Consider the following 21,748-nt stretch of genomic DNA (forward strand, 5'->3'; position numbering starts at 1 on the left):
ATCAATCCTCCTACGTATAGTATCGCTCTTATTTCGGAGGTTGTCCAACTTGATTACGGGGCTTAAGAGGAGGTACGTATGAGTAATTTGTTTTTGGTTTCCTATGGCGTTCTATGGTTGTTAGTAGTTTCTTTATTTCTTTTGATGTTCCTTGTATTTCGTCAGTTTGGTCTAGTGTACCTAAAAACTGCAGCCGGAGTTTCGAGAAGCGGAGTGGATTTAGGAACAACCATACCCGATTTGGAAGTTAAGAGTGTAACGGGTGATAATTTAAAATTATCTGATTACAGTGGTCAACCATTATTAATAGTATTCACATCTCCACATTGTGCACCTTGTCGAAATTTGGTTTCCCATCTTGACGACTTCATTGATAAATATCCCGGGATCTCGACATTGGTATTTAGCATTGATGGAAGCGAAGAAGAAACAAGAAGTATGTTTCCGCGACCCCGATACTCGATTATTCCATTACCTGACCGGGAGATTTTTAAGACGGTTTTTGAAGGAGAAGTTACACCTTTCGCCTTCGTAATTGACGATAAACGTAAAGTTGTTGCCAAAGGATTGGTGAATAGTCTTAGAGATTTGGAGCATGTAGTTGCATCATCAGGAAAAAGTAGCTCTTTCATCCAAATCACCTCTACAGCGGTTGAAAGCTGATTATAGAACAAGTTAATCGTTTTGTCGTCTATCGTCAATGAAGGGAGGTAAAGATAATGGGGCGACTCGGTCTTCTTATTCTTTCATCGGCATTGGGTTTTGTTGCCGGGGAATATTTGTCCCTTTCCGTTATCATTAGCGGAATGGCTTTTATAGCTGGGATCTTTATGACCCATAGTGCCTGAGGAGTTAATATGATCTACGTGATCAGCCCCCTCGGTGAGGGGAAGAAACGATGGACATGGTTTTTGCAAGTAAATCTTTATACTCTCGGAGTTTGTTTGGCTAGTACTTTTACCGGATTAATTGTAGGATCTCTTGGGTTAACTCTGAAGCTAATTCAATTAGACTTACCTTTTTGGATTGTTGGGATATTGGCTCTGGCCTACGGACTTAAAGAGTTTGATTTTATTCGGCTGCCCATGCCACAGCGACGTTGGCAAGTGCCAATCTCTTGGATTAATCAAAGACCTTTCTTCGGAAGTTTGGCTTATGGGTTGACAATTGGCGCGGGTTTTTTAACATTTATTCCTTACGCTGGTTTCTATGTTTGGACCGCTCTAGCACTCGTCATCGGGGATCCTAAACTGGGGGCGCTTCTAGGGTTTGTGTATGGGTTAGGTAGAGCGTTCTCAGTCTATCTAATCGGTTTTTTAACCACACAGTCGGATCAAAAATCAGTTTTCGAGATGTCAGCGTTCATCTTTTCAAAAGCTCAACTTTGGCATCGATTAAGTGGTTTTCTGTTATTGGTCACAGCGATTTATATCTTAACATCGGCCTAGAAAGGAGGTGAGACTGTGAACTGGATTGATAGATTGTCCCGACTGACAAGTGAACAACTTGCTAGAAAAACTACCCGTCGTGAAGCTTTAGCGAAAATTGTGGGAGGAGTTTTTGGAACCGCCGTGGCCCTAACTTTCCTTGGGGAGAAAGCTTATGCTGCAGCTTGTGATGTTTGTCAAACTTGGTATGTTGGGTCCACGTGCGGCTGTGGTCCGCCTAATGGAAAGTACTGTTCCAGTTGTGGAGGAGTGGGGCAGTGTGGTAGTGGTTACCAAATTACCAAGCGATACTACTCCCAGACCGGGTGTTGGTGTTCTAGTTGTGAAGGATCAAGTAGCTACTATGTTTGCTGTGATTGTACATTAAGTAGCAACCCCATTCAAAGCAATGATTGTGGTTGCAAGTGGTATGTGAGTCAATCTGGATATTGCGTAGCCAATACACCACCGATTACAATCTAATAATTTCTTTTATGCAGAAACCCATTAACTAAAACGGCGGCAAAATCGCCGCCGTGTTTTCTTATATTGTTACAGAATCGTAGCAGTTAGGAGAAGAATTCCTGCCATAGAAGGATGTATTGTTTAGATTATATGATTCACTGCGGAAAGATCGGTCAGCATAGCATGCCCTAAGACAAAATATCATGCCATCACGCTGGATTTAAAAATAAAAGTATTTTCGTAATCATTAGTCAATTATAGTTGGAGTCAGTAATTAAAAAACGTTGAATAACCAACCTGGAAACAATATATCGGAAGAATTAGGAGAAATGACAATGAAAAAACTCATTACCATAGTGATTTCCTTGTTTTTAGTTATGGGGTTAATAGGACCACTTTCGGTTGGTGCCGAAAATACGGATTCATTTATAGTGGTTTTTAAGAGCGAAAGTCTACCTGCGGATGTGACACAAAAAGTCAGTCAAGCGGGTGGGATCATTACAGATGAAGTTCCGGAAATTGGTGTGATTGAAGTAACGACTCAAGAACCCGCCACTTTTATTAAGAAGATGTTGAACGACAGTAGTATTCTGAGTTTAGCACCGTCGGTTAAAATTCCACTGGCGTTACCAGAACCCAATGTAGACCATTTTGATCCTTCGACAGATTCTCTCCCCTCTGTTCCGAAAGGAGAAAGCATTTGGAATGCGGGATGGCAATGGAATATTGAGCAAATTACCAACTTAGGTGCAAGTCATACCCTTCAGAGTGGTAGCAAAGATGTTGTAGTAGGAATAATTGATACTGGGATTGATTTTAACCATCCAGACCTTAAAAACAATATAGTTCCTGGTTCCAAGACTTTTGTACCTGGGACAACAGACGCCATTGATATGAATAGTCATGGTACCCATGTAGCTGGTACCATTGGCGCTAACGGCAGGATCAAAGGTGTTGCACCTGATGTGGGTTTACGTGCTTACAGGGTTTTTGGTGCATTTGGTGGAGCAAGTCCTGTTTGGGTAATGAAAGCCATTGTCGCTGCAGCAAAAGATGGGGTAGATGTAATTAATATGAGCCTTAATGGATCTAGCATAATAGGTCAATGGTGGTATACTGACCCTAATACTGGCGAAAAAATTCGTCTCGGAAATCAGGCGGCAAGTTGGGTGGCAAATCACAGAGCGATTCAATATGCAGTTAACCAAAACTGTACGGTAGTAGTCGCAGCGGGTAACGATGCTCAGGATCTAAGTAAACCTTCACAAGTGGCTGAATGGTACAATCGTTATTTAAAAAGCATAGGGTTAACCATGTTTGAAGTTGATGGGGTTATATTTACGGTACCAGCTCAAACTCCAGGTGTAATTACTGTGTCGGCTACGGGAGGGGGGGTTGGGACTCAAGACCGTCTTGCCTTTTATTCGAATTATGGTAATGGAGTTATTGATATAGCTGCTCCTGGTGGTGATCTTGGTCCTAATTATCCAAAACTCGATAACGATTATTATAAATATGTAGTTTTAAGTACAATTCCGACTTATTTGCCCCAGTCGAGAATAGCCAGTTCGATTTTTGGCGAAGGTGGATATGGCTAGAAAGGCGGAACCTCAATGGCTGCCCCACATGTATCAGGAGCGGCTGCAGTTTATATCGCAGAAGTGTACAAACAAACGGGAAAAAAACCTACACCCAGTCAGGTAAAAAGTCATCTTTTACAAACGTCTTCAGATACTGGTAAGGTCGGATATGATAAATTATTTGGGCACGGGATAGTCAATGTTTATAAATTAATAACTAACTAACAGGTACACCAATGTTACCTAATAATTTTGAATCGGGAGGAATTGATATGGGCTTATCTTCTATCGGAGTTCCGGGTCTAATATTGATACTGATTGCCTTACTCCTCATTTTTGGACCAAATAAATTGCCTGAACTTGGGCAGGCATTCGGGCGTACTTTGCGAGAGTTTAAGAATTCTACCAAAGGTATACTGGACGGAGATCATGGAGAAGTCGAAGTTCACCAAGAGGATACCAAAACAGTTACACCTAAAAAAATAATCCCGAGCTAAAATAATAGGTTTCCAAATCTGGTTTCATGACGTTCAATTAAGTCATTCAAATTTGGCAAGTGCGTAACCTTCTACATTGCAGTTTCGTCTAATCTACGAGGTGATCTTGATGCGAATAATAATCAGTACCGTGATTCTAACTTTAGCTCTTGCAGGGTGTTCAAATGCTGAGCAAGATGCAAAAAAATCTGATACTACCAAAGAACCAGTTACGGTATCTCAGCAAGAAGATAACTGGGAAGTTAGTCCATCTTTTAAATCAAATGACCGTGAGATGCGGGGGATTCAAGGCAAGATCGGGATTTTAGGCCCTTCATTTATTGCAGGAAAAGTCGACAAGTTCATGTGGCATTTTTGGGGGGATAGAAGAGTTTTTGATTCTAGAAAAGTAAAAATTGTTGCTGTAAACAAAAGAACAGGTGAAAAAGTTCAAACATTAATACAAGATGCAGGTACCTCTAATGAGCGAAAAGTCTGGGAGTACGATGGCTTAGGAGGCCCTAATAACGGAGCCGATGCACATATGCCATCGAACATGTCGCTCCCGAGTTCAGGAGTCTGGCGACTCAACGTGTATATTGGCGAGGAGTTTTTTGGAAGTGTTATTGTGGAAGTTCAATAATACAAACAATAGGATCAATTTGTTCCCCGATCTAATTCGGGGCTTTTCTTTGTCTAAAAATAGTCCTCCAAACAGACGTTCTGTTATAATGAATATAAGCCTAGCATGCAAATAAAGGAAGTGTGTCATCCATGTCACGAAAAAGCACGGAGCTGCAGAATCGCCTTATAGTGTTGCCGGACTTTGTATTTAATTTCGTTAAGAAGTATTACGATGGAGAGTCGATCAATACCCAAATTGCGTACTGCATTGATATAAAAACATTTTTTATGTACCTCAAGACTCTCCCCGAATTCCGCCATATAGCCAAACTGCAAGACTTCGAGCCACAGCATTTAGAAAAAAGTAGATTTGAATTCGCTGCTCGATTATAAAGTGTTTCTGGAAGCCTATCCATTATCGTATGAAACCCCCAAAGGAAAAACCAAAACACTTACAATCACGAACGGCCCAAAAGGGATCTTACGAAAACTCTCTTCTCTCCGCACGTTGTATGGTTATCTGTTTAAAGCAGATCTGATCAGCAAGAACATCACGGAAAAGCTGGGTCTACCCAAGATTCACCATCGCATTAAAAAACCCCTTTCTATACATGACACATGCAAGGTGATCGACGTGATTTACAATGGGGAGAAGTATTTTACCGATAAGCACCTCTCGGGATATACCCGCAAGAAACTAAGGGACATCGCAATCTTTACCACCCTTTTAGGAACGGGATCCGCGTATCCGAGCTGGTGGGACTGAATGTTGACGACCTCGTCTTTGAAATCTTAGCTTTATTGTCACGAGAAAAGGCAGGGAGCAACAGGAAATTTATATGCACGTGCAGGTGGCCAACGAGTTGTCCACGTACCTAGACGAAAGGGAACAACTGACATCCAAGATAAAGATGCATTATTTTTAAGCAACCGTGGGACCCGAATGCCAGTTTCAATTATTGAGAAAATGATTAAGAAATACTGCGAGACAGTAGGTATAACCCAAAAAGACAAGATGACGGTTCATGCTCTTCGGCGCACGTTTGCCTGCCAACTACTAGAAGTGGGTGTAGATCTGAAATTGGTCACGGAGTTGTTGGGGCATGCTGACATCTCTGTAACAGCGAAGTTTTACGCCCAGCACAAAAAATCTCACAAAAAAGTGATGAGTGAACGGCAATTGCCCGGGATCACCAATAACCAGCAGGACCCGGTAGCATGATAAAGGAATCCATCCTATATTGAATTGCTTCTTTTGGAGGTAAGTTTAAAACGGGATTATGAATAAAAAAGAAATTGATGTGTTAATGCTAAGCGGCTTTTTCCATTTCTTGGACAGATGGCATCCAATTCGAGCTTCGCTACCTCTACCCCTGATTCTACCATTTTGCTGCTTCTTGATGTTCTTCTTTACAGGTCTATTGGAAAATTTTATAGTTATATTACCGATAACAATTTGTTATCGAAAGGAGGGATACAACAATGGGGAATTCCGTTTCCGAACCCTATGAGGTTTTTGGGATAAAACCGGACAGTTCACTGGATCTTCATGACATTCCGGGCGGAGCCAACTGGTTCCTCTTAATCAAAAATGCGTTCAGCCGTTTGGAGAATGGCCAAATTCTTGAAGTGCAAAGCAAGCATGCTCATCTCAAAGGAGATTTGCAAAGCTGGTGCCGCCTCCATAAACATAAATTTATTTCAGCTCTTGACGGGGGAGACCACTATCGTTTTTTGATCCAAAAAAACGGGGAATTGAATGAAAAACCTGACTGGGGGATTCGCCTTCCCCTCCGAAAAGACAAAAATCTTGACATTCGGGACTGGTTTCTCGGTCGTGCCGGTGACCTGCTTGAACAAGCTCCCGGTTATATCGGGTTTGTTCCCCGGGGTGCGGTTGGTGAGCCGGGAATTCCTGATTTCGGTTTCACTTTGAACCGAAAGGACGATGTGTGGGCCGACAATGTGTTGGATCTGTATGAACAGGCAAAAGAAGCCCAGTGGAATGCTTCAACCGACATTCCTTGGGACGAGTTATCAGAATTGCCCGATGATATCGAGTGGGCCGTTTGCCAAATCATGACCTTTTTAGCCGAAAATGAATATTCCGCTCTGTACATACCGGCAAAGTTCATGGCGAGAATTAACCCTCACTATATTGAGGTTCTGATGTATCTGGCAACTCTGGTACAAGATGAAGCCAGACACATTGAGGCCTTTATGAAACGGGCGCTGGCAAATGGCGGGGGGCTGCAGTACTCGTCTACTCTGACTGAACGATCTCTCCATAGTTTATTCATTCAGGAAGACTATTTTAAATCATCGTTTTTACTGCATGTTCTTGGAGAAGGAACCTTTTTGGATTTGCTGCACTATATCGAGGATTATGCTCCCGATCCGGTCACTCGTAAGATCGTACATCTGGCAAGGATTGATGAAGGGCGCCACGTTGCTTACGGAATCGGACACATTCGCCACATCCTGAGCCGGAATCCGAAGATGGTGCGGAGTCTGATTGAGGCGGCGGAGGAAAGAAACCAATACTTGCATTCCGAATCGGTGGGTGAGAATTCCCATTTGGTAGAGGCACTTGCCATTCTTGGAGGGGGTGGTCGGACGGCGGAACGGTTGAAAACCGGTTTTGAACGGGTCGCCAAATTGCAGGAAGTGATGTACGAGCGCCGTATTCAACGGATGCTGCAAATCGGGTTGGATGAACAGACAGCACAGAAAATTTCAGAATCCCATACACCAAACTTTATGTAATCTTATGGAGGAGTGAAGATCTGTGACAACAACATTCAATCATTCAGTTGCGGAAATTACGCGTCAAATTGCTGGCGAGGTAGTGGCTCCGTTGGCATTTGAGATCGATCGGGAAAAAAGATTTCCGCATGAAGCTTTCAAAGCTTTTGGGAAATCGGGACTGCTTGGATTGCTTGTGCCTAAGGATCTCGGGGGCATGGGGGGAAGCCTTTTCGATCTTGTAACCGCGACCGAAATCATAGCCGAGAAATGCGGATCGACAGCCATGTGTTTCTTAATGCACTCATGTGCCACCATGGTTATTGCCTCAAAGGCAAGTCCGAATCAAAAGGAACGGTATCTGCGTCCGATCGCCCAGGGAGATAAGATTGGAACTCTGGCCTTTAGTGAAACAGGCACGGGAGCTCACTTTTATAGTCCAGAAATCAGAGCTCACTTCGCGGATCAGTTCTTCACATTAAACGGGCGAAAAAGCTTTGTTACAAATGGAGATCAGACCGATTTTCTGGTCGTGGTCACAAATGCATCCACCGAGGGTAACGGTCTCGACATGTTAATTGTGGAAACGGATACGTCGGGAGTTCGTTTTGAAGGAACTTGGGAGGGAATTGGCTTGCGAGGAAATAACAGCATTTCCGTTACGATGGAAAATGTGAAAGTTCCCGTGAGCAATCTGATCGGTGATGAAGGAGACGGCCTGGACATTATTTTTCAGGTGGTTGCACCGACATTTATTTTAGGGGTGTCCGGCGTTAACGTTGGGCTGGCGCGAGGAGCTTACCTTGCCGCACTGAACCATGCGAAAAGCAGGAAATATCCGGATGGGCGGTCTTTGGCTGAAATCCAGGCGATTCAATTCTATCTGTCGGATATGTATGGATCGGTTGAATCAGCTGCCGCTTTTGTACATAAAGCTGCCAGATCGGCAGACCAAGGGGAGGCAGCGGCCGTTTTAAATGTGATGGAATCGAAGATCATCGCTTCCGAACATGCAGTCCGAGTCACGAATTTGGCAATGCAGGTATGCGGCGGTCAGGGTTATACACCATCCCTTCCCGTCGAGCGGTATTTAAGAGATGCAAGGGCCGGTGCTGTGATGGCTCCTACCACAGAAGTGTTAAAAGAGTGGGTAGGAAAGTCGGTTGCCGGAATTCCCTTGATGTAAACAGGAGGTGGCATGATGGAGCGAGAGACAATTTTGATTGGTGCGGTTGCTTATGATCCGAAGGTCATCGCGATTTGGGATATTATCCGCGATTATTATCAAACAAACGACTTTCCCATCGATTACGTTCTGTTTTCCAACTATGAAGCCCAGGTGGAGGCATTGCTGAGCGGTTTTATTGACATTGCGTGGAACACCAATGTAGCCTATGTGCGGATTCAACATCTGTTGGAAGGGAAGGCAAAAGCGCTTGCCATGCGGGACACGGACATTGATTTTACATCGAAAATCATCGCAAGAACGGATCGGGGAATTGATTCCATCCAGGATCTGAAAGGGAAACGGTTTGCACTCGGGAGTGCCGATTCCGGACAGGCGGCGATCCTGCCCTATCATTTTCTGAAATTGGAGGGCTTGAATCCTGAGACTGACATGAACCTTGTTCGATTCAATCTCGACGTAGGGAAGCACGGAGATACAGGGACGAGCGAATTTGAGGTCTTGCGGGCTTTAAAAGAAGGAGAAGCGGATGCCGGGGCAATCGGCGAATCAACTTGGATCCGAATGTTGGAACAGGGGCTGGTGGATACGAATGAAATCAAGAGTATTTGGACTTCGCCCGGGTATTCCCATTGCAATTTTACCGTTCTCCCGTCCTTTGACCCGTCGTTGGCAAAAAGGTTCACCGATCTGCTCTTCGCGATGGACCCAAGCCAACCGGACATTCGAAAAATGATGGAGATGGAAGGTCTCAACGAATGGGTACCGGCTGAAGGGAAAGGGATCGAAGGTTATCGGATTCTCTTTGAAGCCATGCAGGATCAAGATCTGTGGGAGCCCACTCGCAATATGCAAACAGTGTAGTGGATTGTAATTAGATAGGTATTCACGGTAGTGCAAGGCCCCTGTGATTTTCAATTCACAGGGGTTTATCCATGGCATCTGGTGAGGTGGTCGCGGAGCAGGGCTGCTGCGGGGTTGCCAAATTACGCAAATAGTGAAATGATTATCAAAAAAGGAGCATAGCGGGGTTGAAAATCAATAGTTAAAACCCGTAAGTTGTCACCGAGTTTGGAAGAGGAGTAGTTGGTAAATGGCAATCTTGAAAAACGACTGGGCACATTTGTTAAACTCTGAGTTTGAAAAACCGTATTACTTGCAGTTGCGGCAATTTTTAATTGAAGAGTACCGCTCGCGGGTAGTTTATCCGGATAAATATGATATATTTTCAGCATTGCATCTGACCCCGTTCGCAGATACCAAAGTGGTGATTTTGGGCCAGGATCCTTACCACGGTCCGGGGCAGGCCCACGGGTTAAGCTTTTCGGTGAAGCCTGGGGTGGCTACCCCACCGTCCTTGCAAAATATTTTCAAAGAACTGCAGGCAGACCTCGGATGCCATATCCCCAACAATGGGTATCTCGTGAAATGGGCACAACAGGGAGTGCTCTTGTTAAACACTGTGCTGACAGTGCGTGAGAACAGTCCGAATTCGCATAAAGATAAGGGGTGGGAACTCTTTACCGACAAAGTGATCGCGACATTAAATGACAGAGAACAACCTGTGGTGTTTCTGCTGTGGGGGAGTCACGCCCAAAAGAAATTGGATCTGATTACCTCGCCCCAGCATCATATTATCAAATCCCCGCATCCCAGCCCGTTTTCGGCCAACAGGGGATTCTTTGGCAGCCGGCCTTTTTCACGGGCGAACCAATTTTTAAGGGAAATCGGACGTACAGAAATCGATTGGCAAATTCCCAACATTTAGAGCGCATCTGAAGAATGCCGAAAGGAAGAACAACGATGTTCATCTCTTCGCTTGGTTCACCCGTATTCTTACGGTTCAAAGGATTGCTGATGGCTTTGATCGGCGCCATTTTATGGGGGCTGTCGGGCACTGTTGCCCAGGTACTCTTTCGGGAAGAAGGGATTCGTCCCGGCTGGCTGGTCACGATGAGGTTGATTTTTGCGGGGACGTTGCTGCTCGCTTATGGATTCACCCGTACGAATGGAAAGGATGTTTGGGCGATTTGGAAAAGTCCGAAGGATCGCCTTCCATTACTCGTTTTTGGATTTGGAATGCTGGGTGTGCAGTACACTTATTTTGCTGCCATTGAGGCTGGGAATGCGGCAACTGCAACTCTCTTGCAGTTTTTGGGGCCGGTGTTCATCACTTTCTACTTGGCGCTCCGATTCAAGCAAATTCCGGGCATTCGGGAGTTTGCGGCATTAGGCCTTGCACTGTTGGGGACATTCTTTCTTGTAACGAACGGTTCGCTTGACCGGCTTTCCATATCCGCCGCTGCTGTATTTTGGGGGATTGGGGCTGCGGTTACGGCCGCTTTTTACACGTTGTATCCCGTAGAGTTGGTGAAAAAGTGGGGCTCCATTGTAATTGTAGGGTGGGGGATGCTGCTTGGAGGCCTGTGTTTGGCAGTTGTGAATCCCCCGTGGCAGGTCGCCGGTCAACATTTTACGCTCTACACAGGTTTTTTAATCGGGTTTGTAATCATCTTCGGAACCTTGATTCCTTTTTATTTGGTGCTTGAGAGTTTACGTTTCATATCTGCAGCGGAAGTCGGCATGTTAAACTCGGCGGAACCGCTTGCAGCGATGATTGCCTCCGTAGTTTGGCTCCATTTTTCGTTTGAACTGTTTGAGGCGATTGGTGCCCTCTGCATTATCGCCACAGTAATTTTACTGACGTTACAATCCGGGAAAAAGGAATCTCCCACTTCACATAAAACTTTTGATGGGTAACCTTCTGTTGAGCTCTTTTCGCTTTATTTTCGTTTGTTGAACGCTTGAAATGTCAACACTTGAAAGTAAAGTATGGACTCGTTTGGAGGAAGGACATGCCCGATTCAATAGAAGTTCTGATTCGAACAGTAGGTGCCTTTAGTGCTTTGCTGATCATTGCACGTGTATTAGGAAAACAAACCATTGCTCAGATGACCTATTTTGATTTTGTGGCTGCCATCACAGTGGGGGCAATTGCCGCCAATCTGGCGTTTAACACTTTTTTAAAAGTTCACCATCTGCTGATTTCACTCGCGATTTTTTCATGTGTTGCCCTTGCCTCCGCTTTCATATCCTTAAAAAGCCGAAAAGCGAGAAAGTTCTTGGCGGGAGACCCCACCGTTGTCATCCAGAATGGAAAAATACTGGAACACAATATGAGAAAAATGCGGTACAGTTTCGATCATTTAAACCAGGCACTGCGCGAAAAGAATGTGTTTAATATCGAGGAAGTCCTATTTGCCATTGTTGAAATCAACGGCACCTTGACTGTTTTGAAAAAACCTCAATATCGAACTGTGACAAGACAAGATTTGTGGATCGCCGCCAATCCGGAATACAGACTTCCAATTGAATTAATCATGGACGGAAAAATCATCGAGAAAAATTTGCGGGAAAATCAAATTCCCTATTCATGGCTGGAGTCTGAGTTGATCAAACGAAATTTACGGGTAGACGAAGTGGCTTATTCGGTTCTCGGAGGGAATGGACATCTTTACATTGATACTTATGACGACAAAATCAGCTCCCCTATTGATCAGGAATAATCATTCGACAAAGTCATGACAATATCTCCCGGGAAATGACATTGAATGAAATATTCAGACTATTTTGTTTCGTGTTGGACACACCAACCGCCTCCGACCAGGAGGCGATTACCTATTATTTTCCCCTGCTTACATAGAAAGTGATTCGATCTCCCTGCTGGTAGGGTTTACCGGGTTCCTTATCCTGCTTAAATACCTTGTCCGCCTCGGCATCAGAAGGCTCGATAAAGAACTGATAGCGAATTTTTTTTGAAAGCAAGAGTTGTTCCGCTTCTGTTTTCGTCAGCCCCACCAAATTTGGGATTTCGACAGCACCGCCAGGCTTTTGAGACGATTCGGAGAGGGGGCTTGTCGCCGGGGTGTTTGAGGTCGCAGTGCTTGGTGAGGATGGATTGGCGGTTTGGTTGGATTTGGGGCTTTTGGCTGTGGGGGTCTCCCCTTTTTTCAGCTTGTCCTCGGTTATCTTTATTTTATTACGGATCTCATTGCTGTTTTCTTTGATGAGTGCAGCTTCGTTGTAAAGCCGAAGAGCTTCATCCCAATTTCCTGCAGCGTACTCTTTGTCGCCTGCACGAAGGAATTCGGTGGCTCTATCGGATTGTTCCCAGATGTAACTCACGGCACCAATCGCAAGTCCGCTTAGAAGCACGAGAACTCCAGCCACCAGCAACATCGATTTTTTCGGAATATGGTTGGTAATCTGCTTAATCATCATTCGGACTATCCCCCTTAGACGATTCTATATAGATATTCGTAGATACAGGCCAGGGGTATGGGGGACAACGGGAGCAAACTACTCCCGGGAGGGCATTTTTCAGCCGCCTTCTACACAAGTTGCCGTTGAACTGCCTATCGACTCATTCAAGTCCTGCAGCAAACTGTTCAGAAGTGTGCCGGAAGCAGCTTCTTCAAGGGTTTTATCCGTATCGACGGAAATTCCGTATTTGACAAACACGGGCTTCGTCGCTTCCCATGCTGTCACAATGCCGGATACGGGCATATTCGGTTGGATCACCATTTTAGATCCCTGCCTTTCCTAACTCTTGTTGATGAGTATTATACCAAAAATGCCCCTTGATTTCGGACAGGCGATTGCACTTTTTCAGAAATTAATCCAATAATATACATAGCTTTCAACAACGGAGGAGTCAACATGTCACTGTACAGTTTGGAACAAGTGGAAGCCAAGCGTCAGGAACTGCTTCGGCATCCGATTTACAATCAGGTGAACTCGCCGCAACGGGTCCAAATTTTTATGCAGCATCACGTATTTGCTGTGTGGGATTTTATGTCTTTGCTAAAAAGACTTCAGCAGCAGCTTACGTGCATAGATGTGCCTTGGGTGCCGGGAAGAGAGGCGCGGTTTGCCCGTTTTGTCAACGAGATTGTTCTTGGGGAAGAATCAGACGAAGATGGCCGCGGGGGCTACGCCAGCCATTTTGATCTTTACTGTGAAGCGATGCAGGATGTGGGGGCGGATCTTGAGCCGATTCACAATTTTATCGATTCCCTGCAGGGGGGCATCGACCCTTTCCAAGCTCTAAAGGATGCAAAAATACCTGAGTCTGTCAGAGAATTTACCGGGCAAAGCATGCAGATCGCTTTCGAAGCCGCTCCCCATGAAGTAGCCGCCGCTTTCTTTTTTGGAAGGGAAGATATCATACCGGATATGTTTAAAAAGTTGGTTCCGGTTCTTGAAAATCAGGGATACTCGGTAGAGAGGCTCGTGTACTATTTGAATCGGCATATTGAACTTGACGGTGACGAACATGGACCTTTGGCGGAACGGCTGCTTCAATATCTTTGCAAGGAGGACCCTCGGCGTTGGGAACAGGCCCAGCAGGTGGCAATCCGTTCACTGGACGCACGAATTCGGCTGTGGGATGGCGTCTTGAAGGAAATGAGTGGGTGGGCACGATGCTGATCATTTCGCTTGCCATAATCGTTTCTCTCGGGGTCGATAACCTGATCGTTTCAACGGCGATTGGTTTATCGGGGACGCGAAACAAATTTCGGTTGGCTCTCACGTTTGCGCTCTTTGAAGCTATTATGCCGCTTTTCGGATTTTTTCTCGGGTCATCGCTTGGACTCATTTTTGAAAAATGGGCTTTTTATGTCGGCGTGGTGCTGCTGTTCGGATTGGGAGTTTACTTCTTGTTCGAAGATGAAGAGCAGGAGGCAAAACTGGTAGCTTCTCTGGCGGGATCTTTGCGCGGATGGACACTTTTTGTGACCGGGCTTTTTATCAGCATGGACGAAATGTTTGTCGGTTCCTCGTTCGGTTTGATCGGGCTTCCCATTGTTCTTACATCGGTGATACTTGGCGTTCAGGCATTCGTCTTTACGTGGCTCGGCATCACGTTCGCCGGGAAGATTCGGCCTTTCCTCGGTGAAGCTGCCGAAAAATTGGCCGGAATTGTATTGATCCTGCTGGCATTGGGATTGCTGATTGACAGATTATATTGACAGGTTGTATGCCGCCGCGGACAATTTTTTGCTATACTAGTAAGAAAGTGTTCTTTGGGACCCCGTGATGGGTGATGCACTGGAGGAGTTGGAGAAGCAATGTCATTTGAAGTTTTAAACTGGACCAGCCATCTTATCGCGCTAATCTTCGTATTTTTATTATGTCTTCCGACATTTTGGATGGTCAAAATTCTCCGGAAGTTTGAAACCCATAAAAAGATCGATTCCGCTCAAGTGGAAAGAATCCGCTTGTTGGGGAATCCGAAGTGTGAAGCCGCTCCCGGGGATATTGAGAAACTGGTGAAATGGTTTAACGAAGCCACGTTTATACAAAAACGGGAATATGAAAACCCGCGGGCGGGGCAGGAAGGAATTGCTTTCGAGTTGAAGTCCGGTGAACGAATCTATCTCGTTTTTCGGGACGGAGATTTTGATGTGACACGCCACAGTTCCAATCAATCTGTCACTTATTGGGCGCGGCAGCAGGAACTCAGCGATTTTCTTGAAAAGGGGACTGCGCAGGCCTGTTCATAGCATATTCTCTCCAAAATAGGGAATCGTAAGGTTGAAAATTTCTCACCATCTTAATTCGACACCTTGCCGTTTTTTCTCAGTTGGCATATAATGAATTGAGAATGGAATCATTCTAAGTCAGGAGCTGGTCGAAACCTGACTTGTTTCTTGGGAGAATTCCTGACTAAATTAATCAGGAATTAAAACCCTGAAGGAGGTGGATGGGGTGAAACTGTCTGCCCGTGGCCATTATGGATTAATTGCCATGGCGTATCTGGCTCAACGAGAGAAAGACGGACCGATTCCGATCAAGACGATTGCGGTCGCTGAGCAAATCCCCGATCAGTTTCTTGAACAAATTCTGTTCTCGATGCGAAAAGCGGGTTTGGTAACTGCCGTACGTGGTCCTCGTGGCGGGTACAGGCTATCACGACCATCTGATCAGATAACGGCGGGAGAAGTAATTAAGGCTCTTGAAGGACCGATCGCTCCTGTGGATTGTCTACATACATCCGAGGATGAGGGATGTTGCAGCAAGACGGATTCTTGCACCACCAAATTTGTTTGGGAAAAACTCCGCGACACAATGGTATCGGTGCTTGACAACATCACTCTTCGCGAGATTGCAGACCGGGGCAATCCTCTGGTTGAATTGGAAAGCAAATAACCAACATTTTTCAGTGAAGGAAGTTAAGAGGGGGTAGTTAACATGGCAGATTTGGTAATTAAGGACCTGCATGCGAACGTGGCAGGCAAGGAAGTTTTGAAAGGTTTTGATTTGACTGTAAAAGGTGGCGAAGTACACGCCATTATGGGACCTAACGGTACCGGGAAGACCACTCTTTCCATGACGTTGGCAGGTCATCCTCGTTATGAAGTAACGAAGGGCGAAGTCACTCTTGACGATAAAAATCTGTTGGAGCTCGAAGTTGACGAGCGTGCCCGCGAAGGTCTGTTCTTAGCTTTCCAATATCCTGCTGAGATCCCGGGAGTACCCGTGAAGAACTTTCTTCGTCAGGCTTATAACGCGGTTAAGGGAACTGAAATGGAAGTGTTTGAGTTTTATTCCATCATGCAAGAAAAGATGCAAATGATGAAGATGGACATGTCATTTGCGAACCGGAACCTGAACGAAGGGTTCTCCGGCGGTGAGAAGAAGCGCCATGAGATTCTTCAGATGGCTCTCCTCGAACCGAAAATCGCGATTCTCGACGAAACAGACTCCGGTCTTGACATTGATGCTTTAAAGGTTGTGGCTGACGGTGTTAACAGCTTGCGCGGCCCGGAACTTGGGGTTCTCGTGATCACGCACTACCATCGTTTGCTCGAATACATCAAGCCCGATTTTGTCCATGTCATGATGGATGGCCGCATTGTTCGTTCGGGCGGCCCTGAACTGGCTCTCGAATTGGAAGCCAAAGGGTACGACTGGATCAGGAGTGAAGTGTCTGTCGGTGGGGAGGTATAACCATGTCGAAAGTCATCAGTTCCGCGATCGAGCCTTCGGTTCGTGCGTTGGCGGATCGTTTCAATGAATCGGGATGGGCGAAAGAACTGCGGATTCAGGCTTTGGAAGCCTACGATGTTCTCGACCTTCCCAAGCAGGATGAAGGTTGGCGGAATCTTCGGCTGAAAGAAGTACCGTTGGATACGTTGATTGCTGGGGTCGACAAGAAACAAACACCGGAACAGATTCTTAGCCGCATCGATGAAAATGCGGCGGGTGTAGTCGTTCATTATAACAGTGATGTTACGGAAATTCGCTTAGATCCGGATCTGCAAGCAAAAGGCGTGATCTTGACGAGCTTGCAGGATGCAGTTGCCAACCATCCGGATAAAGTGGAAAAGTATCTCGGCAAACTTTACAGTTTTAAAGAAAGCAAGTTTGCTGCACTGCATTATGCACTGCGCACTGGAGGAGCCTTCCTCTATGTCCCGAAAAACGTGGTAATTGATTCGCCAATCCAATTGTTTACCTATGCGGATGCGCCCAATGTCGGTGTCTTTAACCATACACTGGTTGTGGCAGAAGCTTTCTCACAGGTGACTGTTCTCGAGCATTCATCATCCGATCTTGGTGGAGGAACCAATGTTCACAGCGCGGGTGTTGAGATCTTTACAAATGATGGTGCAAAAGTGAACTATATCGCTCTGCAGAACTTTGATCAGGGAACCTATAGCTTTAATCCTCGCCGTGCCCAGGTAGGGCGGGATGCCGAAGTGAAGTGGGTAGGGAGTGAACTCGGCGGGAAGATCGCCCGTTCCGAAAATACTTCCTATGTAGAAGGCGATGGAGCGAATTCCGAGGCGGTGGTTGTCTTTTTCGGCTCCGGCGAACAATCGCTTGATGTATCTGCTGCGATGATCCACCGTGGACGCAACAGTACATCCAATATCGTTGCGAAAGGTGTCATGACCGATAAGGCGAAGACAATCTGGCGTGGTTTGGGACATATCCAACAGGGGTCAAAAGGTTCTTCCACGTTCCAGAGGGAAAACAGCTTGATCCTGTCAGAGACCTCCAAAGGTGACGCGATTCCCGGGCTTCTCATTGAGGAAACGGACGTTGCGGGTGCAGGGCACGCTGCAACTGTAGGCCGTATAGATGAAGCTCACCTGTTCTATCTGCAAAGCCGTGGTATCCCGTTGAAGCAGGCACAAAAAATGATTGTGGAAGGATTTTTCGGCTCTATCTTGGAACTGATTCCGCTTGAAAATGTCCGCAAAGAGGTCGAAACCTTGGTGGATCGAAAGTTGGGGTGGTAACCCGTGTTTGACGTAAAAGAAATCAAAAAGGATTTTCCCGTTTTACAGCAGGAGATAAACGGTAAACCGGTTGCGTACCTGGACTCGGCTGCCAGTTCGCAGGTTCCCCTGCAGGTTGTGGACGCCATGTCTCAATATTATGCAACCAGCCATTCGAATGTTCACCGGGGGGTTCACACTCTCGGGGAACGGGCAACATCTGCATATGAAAATGCACGGGAAAAAGTGGCCCGTTTCGTAAACGCCCCGCTCCCGCAAAACATTGTATTTACTCGCGGGACGACGGAAGCTATTAATCTTGTGGCCTATGCTTACGGATTGCACAAATTGCAGGAAGGCGACGGAATCATTGTAACGCTGGTGGAGCATCACTCCAACCTCGTTCCGTGGCAGCAAATTGCAAAGCTTAAAGGTGCCAAGCTCTATATGGTGGAACTGACCGAGGAAGGTCATCTCGATATGGAGCAGTACCAAGCCTTTCTGAAGCAGGGAAACATCAAAATCGTGGCCGTTACCCAGGCGTCCAACGTTTTGGGAACCATTACACCGGTGAAAGAAATCATTCAGGCGGCACATGCGGTTGGTGCAGTTGTCGTGGTGGATGCTGCACAAAGCGCCCCACACCTCAAGATTGATGTTCAGGATCTTGACGCAGATTTTCTGGCCGTTTCCGGTCACAAAATGTTAGGGCCAACCGGCATCGGCTTCCTGTACGGCAAAGGCAAACTGCTTGATGCGATGGAACCTTTCCAGCTTGGTGGCAGCATGATTGGCTTGGTTGACTACTATGAGTCAAACTGGGCGGAAGTTCCGGCACGCTTCGAGGCCGGTACCCCGAATATAGTAGGAGCCGTTGGGCTGGCGGCAGCAGTTGATTATTTGACTGATCTCGGCATGGACAATGTACGGAAGCACGAAGAAGAATTGCTGGCTTATGCGTGGAACCGTCTGGCCAAAGTGGAGGGCGTTGAGATGTATGGGCCTCGGGAACCGAGAACCGGACTGATCGCTTTCAATCTTGACGACACGCATCCGCATGATGTCTCGACTGTTCTGGACGCAGAAGGGGTTGCCGTCCGAGCGGGCCATCATTGTGCACAGCCGCTGCATAAGTGGTTGAAAGCTGCTGCAACGAATCGAGCCAGTTTTTACATTTATAATGATGAACAGGATATTGATCGCCTGGTATCGGCCCTCCAAAAAGTGAAGGAGATGTTTGGATATGTCACTCGATAGTCTCTACCAAGATGTGATCCTGGATCACTACAAAAAGCCGCGTAACGTCGGGAAAATTGAAAATTACGATGTCGGCATGGAATTGGCCAATCCGACATGCGGCGACGTGATTGGGATCCATCTGAAGCTGGACGACGAAGGGAAAGTGGCAGATGCCAAATTTCACGGGCACGGTTGTTCAATCAGTCAATCGAGTGCCTCCATGCTGACCGTCAAGGTGAAGGGGAAGTCGGTTGAGGAAGCTCGTCAGCTGATCGCCACTTTTTACGATATGATGAAGGGCGTCGAAGGGAATTATAAAGATATGGGCGAATTGCAAGCCCTGCAGGGTGTCTCGAAATACCCTGTACGAATCAAATGTGCGACACTGGCTTGGAAAGCGCTCGAGCAAGGACTTGACAAAAAGGAGGGTGTTGAAAATGGCTAAATCAAAAGAAGAGATTACGGAAAAAAATGCGGCTCTGGATATCGTCACGGATTATAAATACGGTTTCGCCGATCCCGAGAACTATGTTTACAAATCCGGAAAAGGTTTGACTCGTGAAATGGTTGCCCAGATTTCGGAAATGAAAAATGAACCGGGTTGGATGACCGATTTCCGTTTGAAGAGCTATGATATTTTTGCAAAAATGCCGATGCCATGGTGGACCAAGGATCTGGATGCGCTCGATTTTGAAGACATTCACTACTATGTTCGCCCGACTGACAAAGCGGTTCAAAGCTGGGAAGATGTCCCGGATACAGTGAAGCAAACGTTCGACAAGCTGGGGATTCCGGAAGCGGAACGTAACTTCCTCGCAGGGGTTAGCGCCCAGTATGAATCGGAAGTGGTATACCACAGCATGCGGAAAGATCTTGAAGATCTCGGCGTGATCTTCACCGATATGGATACTGCCGTTCGCGAGCATCCGGAAATCGTAAAAAAATGGTTCAGTACCGTCATCCCGCCAACTGATAACAAGTTTGCTGCTTTGAACTCGGCTGTTTGGTCCGGCGGTTCCTTCATCTGGGTGCCGAAGGGCGTGCATGTGGACATCCCGCTGCAGGCGTACTTCCGAATCAACACGAAGAACGCCGGTCAATTCGAGCGTACGTTGATCATCGGGGAAGAAGACTCCTTCGTGCACTACGTGGAAGGATGTTCGGCTCCTAAATATTCAACCGACTCTTTGCACTCTGCAGTTGTTGAAATCGTGTGCCTGGACAATTCCCGGGTTCGTTACACCACGATTCAGAACTGGTCGCCAAACGTTTATAACTTGGTGACCAAGCGGGCGGTCGCTCACAAAAATGCGGTTATGGAGTGGATCGACGGAAACATCGGCTCCAAGCTCACCATGAAATATCCGGCGGTTATTCTGAAGGGTGAAGGGGCTCGCGCCGAAATCACTTCAATCGCGTTTGCGGGTACCGATCAGCATCAGGATGCCGGTACGAAAGTATTCCACCTGGCACCCAATACGTCCAGTACGATCGTTTCCAAGTCGATCTCCAAGGGCGGCGGCAAGACCACTTACCGCGGTTGGGTGAAGGTAGCCGATAATGCACACGGCTCCAAAGTGAACGTGAAATGTGATGCGCTGATGTTTGATGACGGATCTGTATCCGATACCATTCCGTTCATGGAAATCAACGAAAACAACGTGTCCATTGAGCATGAAGCAACTGTATCGAAGGTATCAGAAGATATGCTGTTCTATCTGATGAGCCGCGGTCTCTCGGAAGAACAAGCAACCAGTTTGATTGTATCCGGCTTTATTGAGCCGTTTGCGAAAGCACTGCCAATGGAATACGCCGTGGAATTGAACCGTTTGATTGAGCTGGAGATGGAAGGTTCTGTGGGATAATACAAAAGAGGCCGAGATTTCGGCCTCTTGTTCGTAAGGGGCACCTGATTATTTCTGCTGCTGAGTCTCACTTGTTACAGTTTGTTGATCTGCAGCTGCTTGGGGGCTGGAGGTTGCCGGTTGATTTCCTGCGGCACCTGCTTGCTGCTGAACTTGCTGTGGGGAACGATTCATGTTTGTCCCGTCTTCTTTGAGAAATGCCAATGCAGACGCAGCCGCTGGTTTTACATTCGTTTTATAAGGATCGTCCAATTCACCGATAGTGCCAGTCTCCTCCGCAAAAGCAGATCGTTGACGCGCAATGTTGTTCCTGTTTCTGTCCCGCCGGTCATCATCCAGAGCTTCACGCCCGCGGGCGTTCGCAAGCCAGTACCCGATACCGACACCAATTGCAAGCGTGATGAGGATTCCGAGCAATGTCATAATAATCACCTCCCGTCTTAGGTTGAGGCAGGAGGTGATATTTCATCCTTGAAAAAATCTAGAAAGAATTTTCCATGATCAGGAGGATGGAGGACTTCCTTTCTAATGTTAGCCGAGTGACCTGCTCTGCTCCTGATTCAATTTCTCCGCTGTCTTATAGGCGTCAACCATCCCCCAGATCCATAAAATAGGGGTGGTGATGAAACCGATGAGAACGAAGATCAAGAATACGGAAATAAAATAGGCGATGATAAAACCGATTCCCTTTCCGATTTGTCCGTTATAAATCTGACCCAGGCCAGCAAAAAAGAACGACAACACGGCAGCAACACCCGGATTTTTCATGAGATTCTCCTCCTACATTCACTCAAAATAACCGCTCCTTCACTATATGGAAAACTGCTTTTCCGATATTCGCTGAAATTGTG

The 21,748-nt window shown here is 46.4% G+C and carries 26 protein-coding genes and 2 pseudogenes; 24 read left to right on the top strand and 4 right to left on the bottom strand.

Annotated elements, in window-relative coordinates:
• Positions 1–78: 78 nt before the first annotated feature.
• From ACFO8Q_RS04345 to ACFO8Q_RS04415, 15 genes and pseudogenes are all read left to right on the top strand, one after another.
• A complete protein-coding gene (locus tag ACFO8Q_RS04345; protein WP_380024515.1) occupies positions 79–663 on the top strand; it encodes a TlpA family protein disulfide reductase in 585 nt (194 codons plus the stop codon).
• Positions 664–719: 56 nt separating this feature from the next.
• Positions 720–848, top strand: coding sequence for a hypothetical protein (locus ACFO8Q_RS04350; RefSeq protein WP_380024516.1), 129 nt, complete (start codon positions 720–722; stop codon positions 846–848).
• A gap of 9 nt (positions 849–857) precedes the next feature.
• Positions 858–1,448: a hypothetical protein gene (locus ACFO8Q_RS04355; protein WP_380024517.1), complete on the top strand. Its 591-nt coding sequence runs from the start codon at positions 858–860 to the stop codon at positions 1,446–1,448.
• Positions 1,449–1,602: 154 nt separating this feature from the next.
• Positions 1,603–1,815 carry a hypothetical protein gene (locus ACFO8Q_RS04360; protein WP_380024518.1) on the top strand — a complete coding sequence of 71 codons (213 nt, stop codon included), beginning with the start codon at positions 1,603–1,605 and terminating at the stop codon, positions 1,813–1,815.
• Between the two features lie 646 nt (positions 1,816–2,461).
• Positions 2,462–3,697: pseudogene (locus tag ACFO8Q_RS04365) on the top strand (S8 family serine peptidase).
• Between the two features lie 11 nt (positions 3,698–3,708).
• Complete coding sequence (locus ACFO8Q_RS04370; protein WP_380024519.1) at positions 3,709–3,969, top strand: twin-arginine translocase TatA/TatE family subunit; 261 nt, start codon at positions 3,709–3,711, stop codon at positions 3,967–3,969.
• Between the two features lie 109 nt (positions 3,970–4,078).
• Positions 4,079–4,591, top strand: coding sequence for a DUF4871 domain-containing protein (locus tag ACFO8Q_RS04375; protein WP_380024520.1), 513 nt, complete (start codon positions 4,079–4,081; stop codon positions 4,589–4,591).
• Positions 4,592–4,942: 351 nt separating this feature from the next.
• Positions 4,943–5,338: a site-specific integrase gene (locus tag ACFO8Q_RS04380; protein WP_380024521.1), complete on the top strand. Its 396-nt coding sequence runs from the start codon at positions 4,943–4,945 to the stop codon at positions 5,336–5,338.
• 177 nt (positions 5,339–5,515) lie between these two features.
• A pseudogene (locus ACFO8Q_RS04385) lies at positions 5,516–5,699 on the top strand (tyrosine-type recombinase/integrase); the annotation flags it as partial.
• 355 nt (positions 5,700–6,054) lie between these two features.
• Positions 6,055–7,338, top strand: coding sequence for a hypothetical protein (locus tag ACFO8Q_RS04390; protein WP_380024522.1), 1,284 nt, complete (start codon positions 6,055–6,057; stop codon positions 7,336–7,338).
• 22 nt (positions 7,339–7,360) lie between these two features.
• Positions 7,361–8,503, top strand: coding sequence for an acyl-CoA dehydrogenase family protein (locus ACFO8Q_RS04395; protein ID WP_380024523.1), 1,143 nt, complete (start codon positions 7,361–7,363; stop codon positions 8,501–8,503).
• 15 nt (positions 8,504–8,518) lie between these two features.
• Complete coding sequence (locus tag ACFO8Q_RS04400; RefSeq protein ID WP_380024524.1) at positions 8,519–9,367, top strand: phosphate/phosphite/phosphonate ABC transporter substrate-binding protein; 849 nt, start codon at positions 8,519–8,521, stop codon at positions 9,365–9,367.
• Positions 9,368–9,596: 229 nt separating this feature from the next.
• Positions 9,597–10,271 carry a uracil-DNA glycosylase gene (locus ACFO8Q_RS04405; RefSeq protein ID WP_380024525.1) on the top strand — a complete coding sequence of 225 codons (675 nt, stop codon included), beginning with the start codon at positions 9,597–9,599 and terminating at the stop codon, positions 10,269–10,271.
• 35 nt (positions 10,272–10,306) lie between these two features.
• A complete protein-coding gene (locus ACFO8Q_RS04410) occupies positions 10,307–11,263 on the top strand; it encodes an EamA family transporter (RefSeq protein ID WP_380024526.1) in 957 nt (318 codons plus the stop codon).
• A 95-nt stretch (positions 11,264–11,358) separates the two neighbouring features.
• The gene (locus ACFO8Q_RS04415) at positions 11,359–12,069 is read left to right on the top strand and encodes a DUF421 domain-containing protein (RefSeq protein WP_380024527.1); all 711 of its coding nucleotides are present in this window, start codon (positions 11,359–11,361) and stop codon (positions 12,067–12,069) included.
• A 115-nt stretch (positions 12,070–12,184) separates the two neighbouring features.
• On the opposite strand, the gene ACFO8Q_RS04420 is transcribed toward ACFO8Q_RS04415, so the two are convergent.
• Both ACFO8Q_RS04420 and ACFO8Q_RS04425 read right to left on the bottom strand, forming a co-directional pair.
• Positions 12,185–12,784, bottom strand: coding sequence for a PASTA domain-containing protein (locus ACFO8Q_RS04420; protein WP_380024528.1), 600 nt, complete (start codon positions 12,782–12,784; stop codon positions 12,185–12,187).
• Between the two features lie 99 nt (positions 12,785–12,883).
• The gene (locus ACFO8Q_RS04425) at positions 12,884–13,087 is read right to left on the bottom strand and encodes a hypothetical protein (RefSeq protein WP_380024529.1); all 204 of its coding nucleotides are present in this window, start codon (positions 13,085–13,087) and stop codon (positions 12,884–12,886) included.
• Positions 13,088–13,222: 135 nt separating this feature from the next.
• Here ACFO8Q_RS04425 and ACFO8Q_RS04430 point away from each other — a divergent pair, with 135 nt between their 5' ends.
• The 9 genes from ACFO8Q_RS04430 (at position 13,223) to sufB (ending at position 20,897) form a co-directional block, all read left to right on the top strand.
• The gene (locus ACFO8Q_RS04430) at positions 13,223–13,993 is read left to right on the top strand and encodes a DUF3050 domain-containing protein (protein WP_380024530.1); all 771 of its coding nucleotides are present in this window, start codon (positions 13,223–13,225) and stop codon (positions 13,991–13,993) included.
• Complete coding sequence (locus ACFO8Q_RS04435; RefSeq protein ID WP_380024531.1) at positions 13,987–14,535, top strand: manganese efflux pump MntP; 549 nt, start codon at positions 13,987–13,989, stop codon at positions 14,533–14,535. The genes ACFO8Q_RS04430 and ACFO8Q_RS04435 overlap by 7 nt, the downstream gene beginning before the upstream one ends.
• 99 nt (positions 14,536–14,634) lie before the next feature.
• Complete coding sequence (locus ACFO8Q_RS04440) at positions 14,635–15,069, top strand: YfmQ family protein (protein ID WP_380024532.1); 435 nt, start codon at positions 14,635–14,637, stop codon at positions 15,067–15,069.
• Between the two features lie 205 nt (positions 15,070–15,274).
• A complete protein-coding gene (locus ACFO8Q_RS04445; RefSeq protein ID WP_380024533.1) occupies positions 15,275–15,715 on the top strand; it encodes an RrF2 family transcriptional regulator in 441 nt (146 codons plus the stop codon).
• Positions 15,716–15,757: 42 nt separating this feature from the next.
• Positions 15,758–16,516 (top strand): Fe-S cluster assembly ATPase SufC, encoded by a 759-nt coding sequence (sufC, locus tag ACFO8Q_RS04450; protein WP_380024534.1) that lies wholly within the window; start codon positions 15,758–15,760, stop codon positions 16,514–16,516.
• A gap of 2 nt (positions 16,517–16,518) precedes the next feature.
• Entirely contained in the window at positions 16,519–17,814 is a 1,296-nt protein-coding gene (gene sufD, locus ACFO8Q_RS04455) for a Fe-S cluster assembly protein SufD (protein ID WP_380024535.1), read from the top strand.
• Between the two features lie 3 nt (positions 17,815–17,817).
• On the top strand, positions 17,818–19,050 hold the full coding sequence (locus tag ACFO8Q_RS04460; RefSeq protein ID WP_380024536.1) for a cysteine desulfurase: 1,233 nt from the start codon (positions 17,818–17,820) through the stop codon (positions 19,048–19,050).
• Entirely contained in the window at positions 19,037–19,477 is a 441-nt protein-coding gene (sufU, locus tag ACFO8Q_RS04465) for a Fe-S cluster assembly sulfur transfer protein SufU (RefSeq protein WP_380024537.1), read from the top strand. Before ACFO8Q_RS04460 ends, sufU begins: the two co-directional genes overlap by 14 nt.
• Positions 19,470–20,897: a Fe-S cluster assembly protein SufB gene (sufB, locus tag ACFO8Q_RS04470; RefSeq protein WP_380024538.1), complete on the top strand. Its 1,428-nt coding sequence runs from the start codon at positions 19,470–19,472 to the stop codon at positions 20,895–20,897. The genes sufU and sufB overlap by 8 nt, the downstream gene beginning before the upstream one ends.
• A 48-nt stretch (positions 20,898–20,945) precedes the next feature.
• Here the strand turns inward: sufB and ACFO8Q_RS04475 are convergent, their stop codons facing one another.
• A complete protein-coding gene (locus ACFO8Q_RS04475) occupies positions 20,946–21,320 on the bottom strand; it encodes a hypothetical protein (protein WP_380024539.1) in 375 nt (124 codons plus the stop codon).
• Between the two features lie 108 nt (positions 21,321–21,428).
• Positions 21,429–21,665 (bottom strand): hypothetical protein, encoded by a 237-nt coding sequence (locus tag ACFO8Q_RS04480; protein ID WP_380024540.1) that lies wholly within the window; start codon positions 21,663–21,665, stop codon positions 21,429–21,431.
• Positions 21,666–21,748: the final 83 nt, after the last annotated feature.

Origin of the sequence: Effusibacillus consociatus (assembly GCF_042652925.1) — a bacterium.
Lineage (GTDB): Bacteria > Bacillota > Bacilli > Tumebacillales > Effusibacillaceae > Effusibacillus > Effusibacillus consociatus.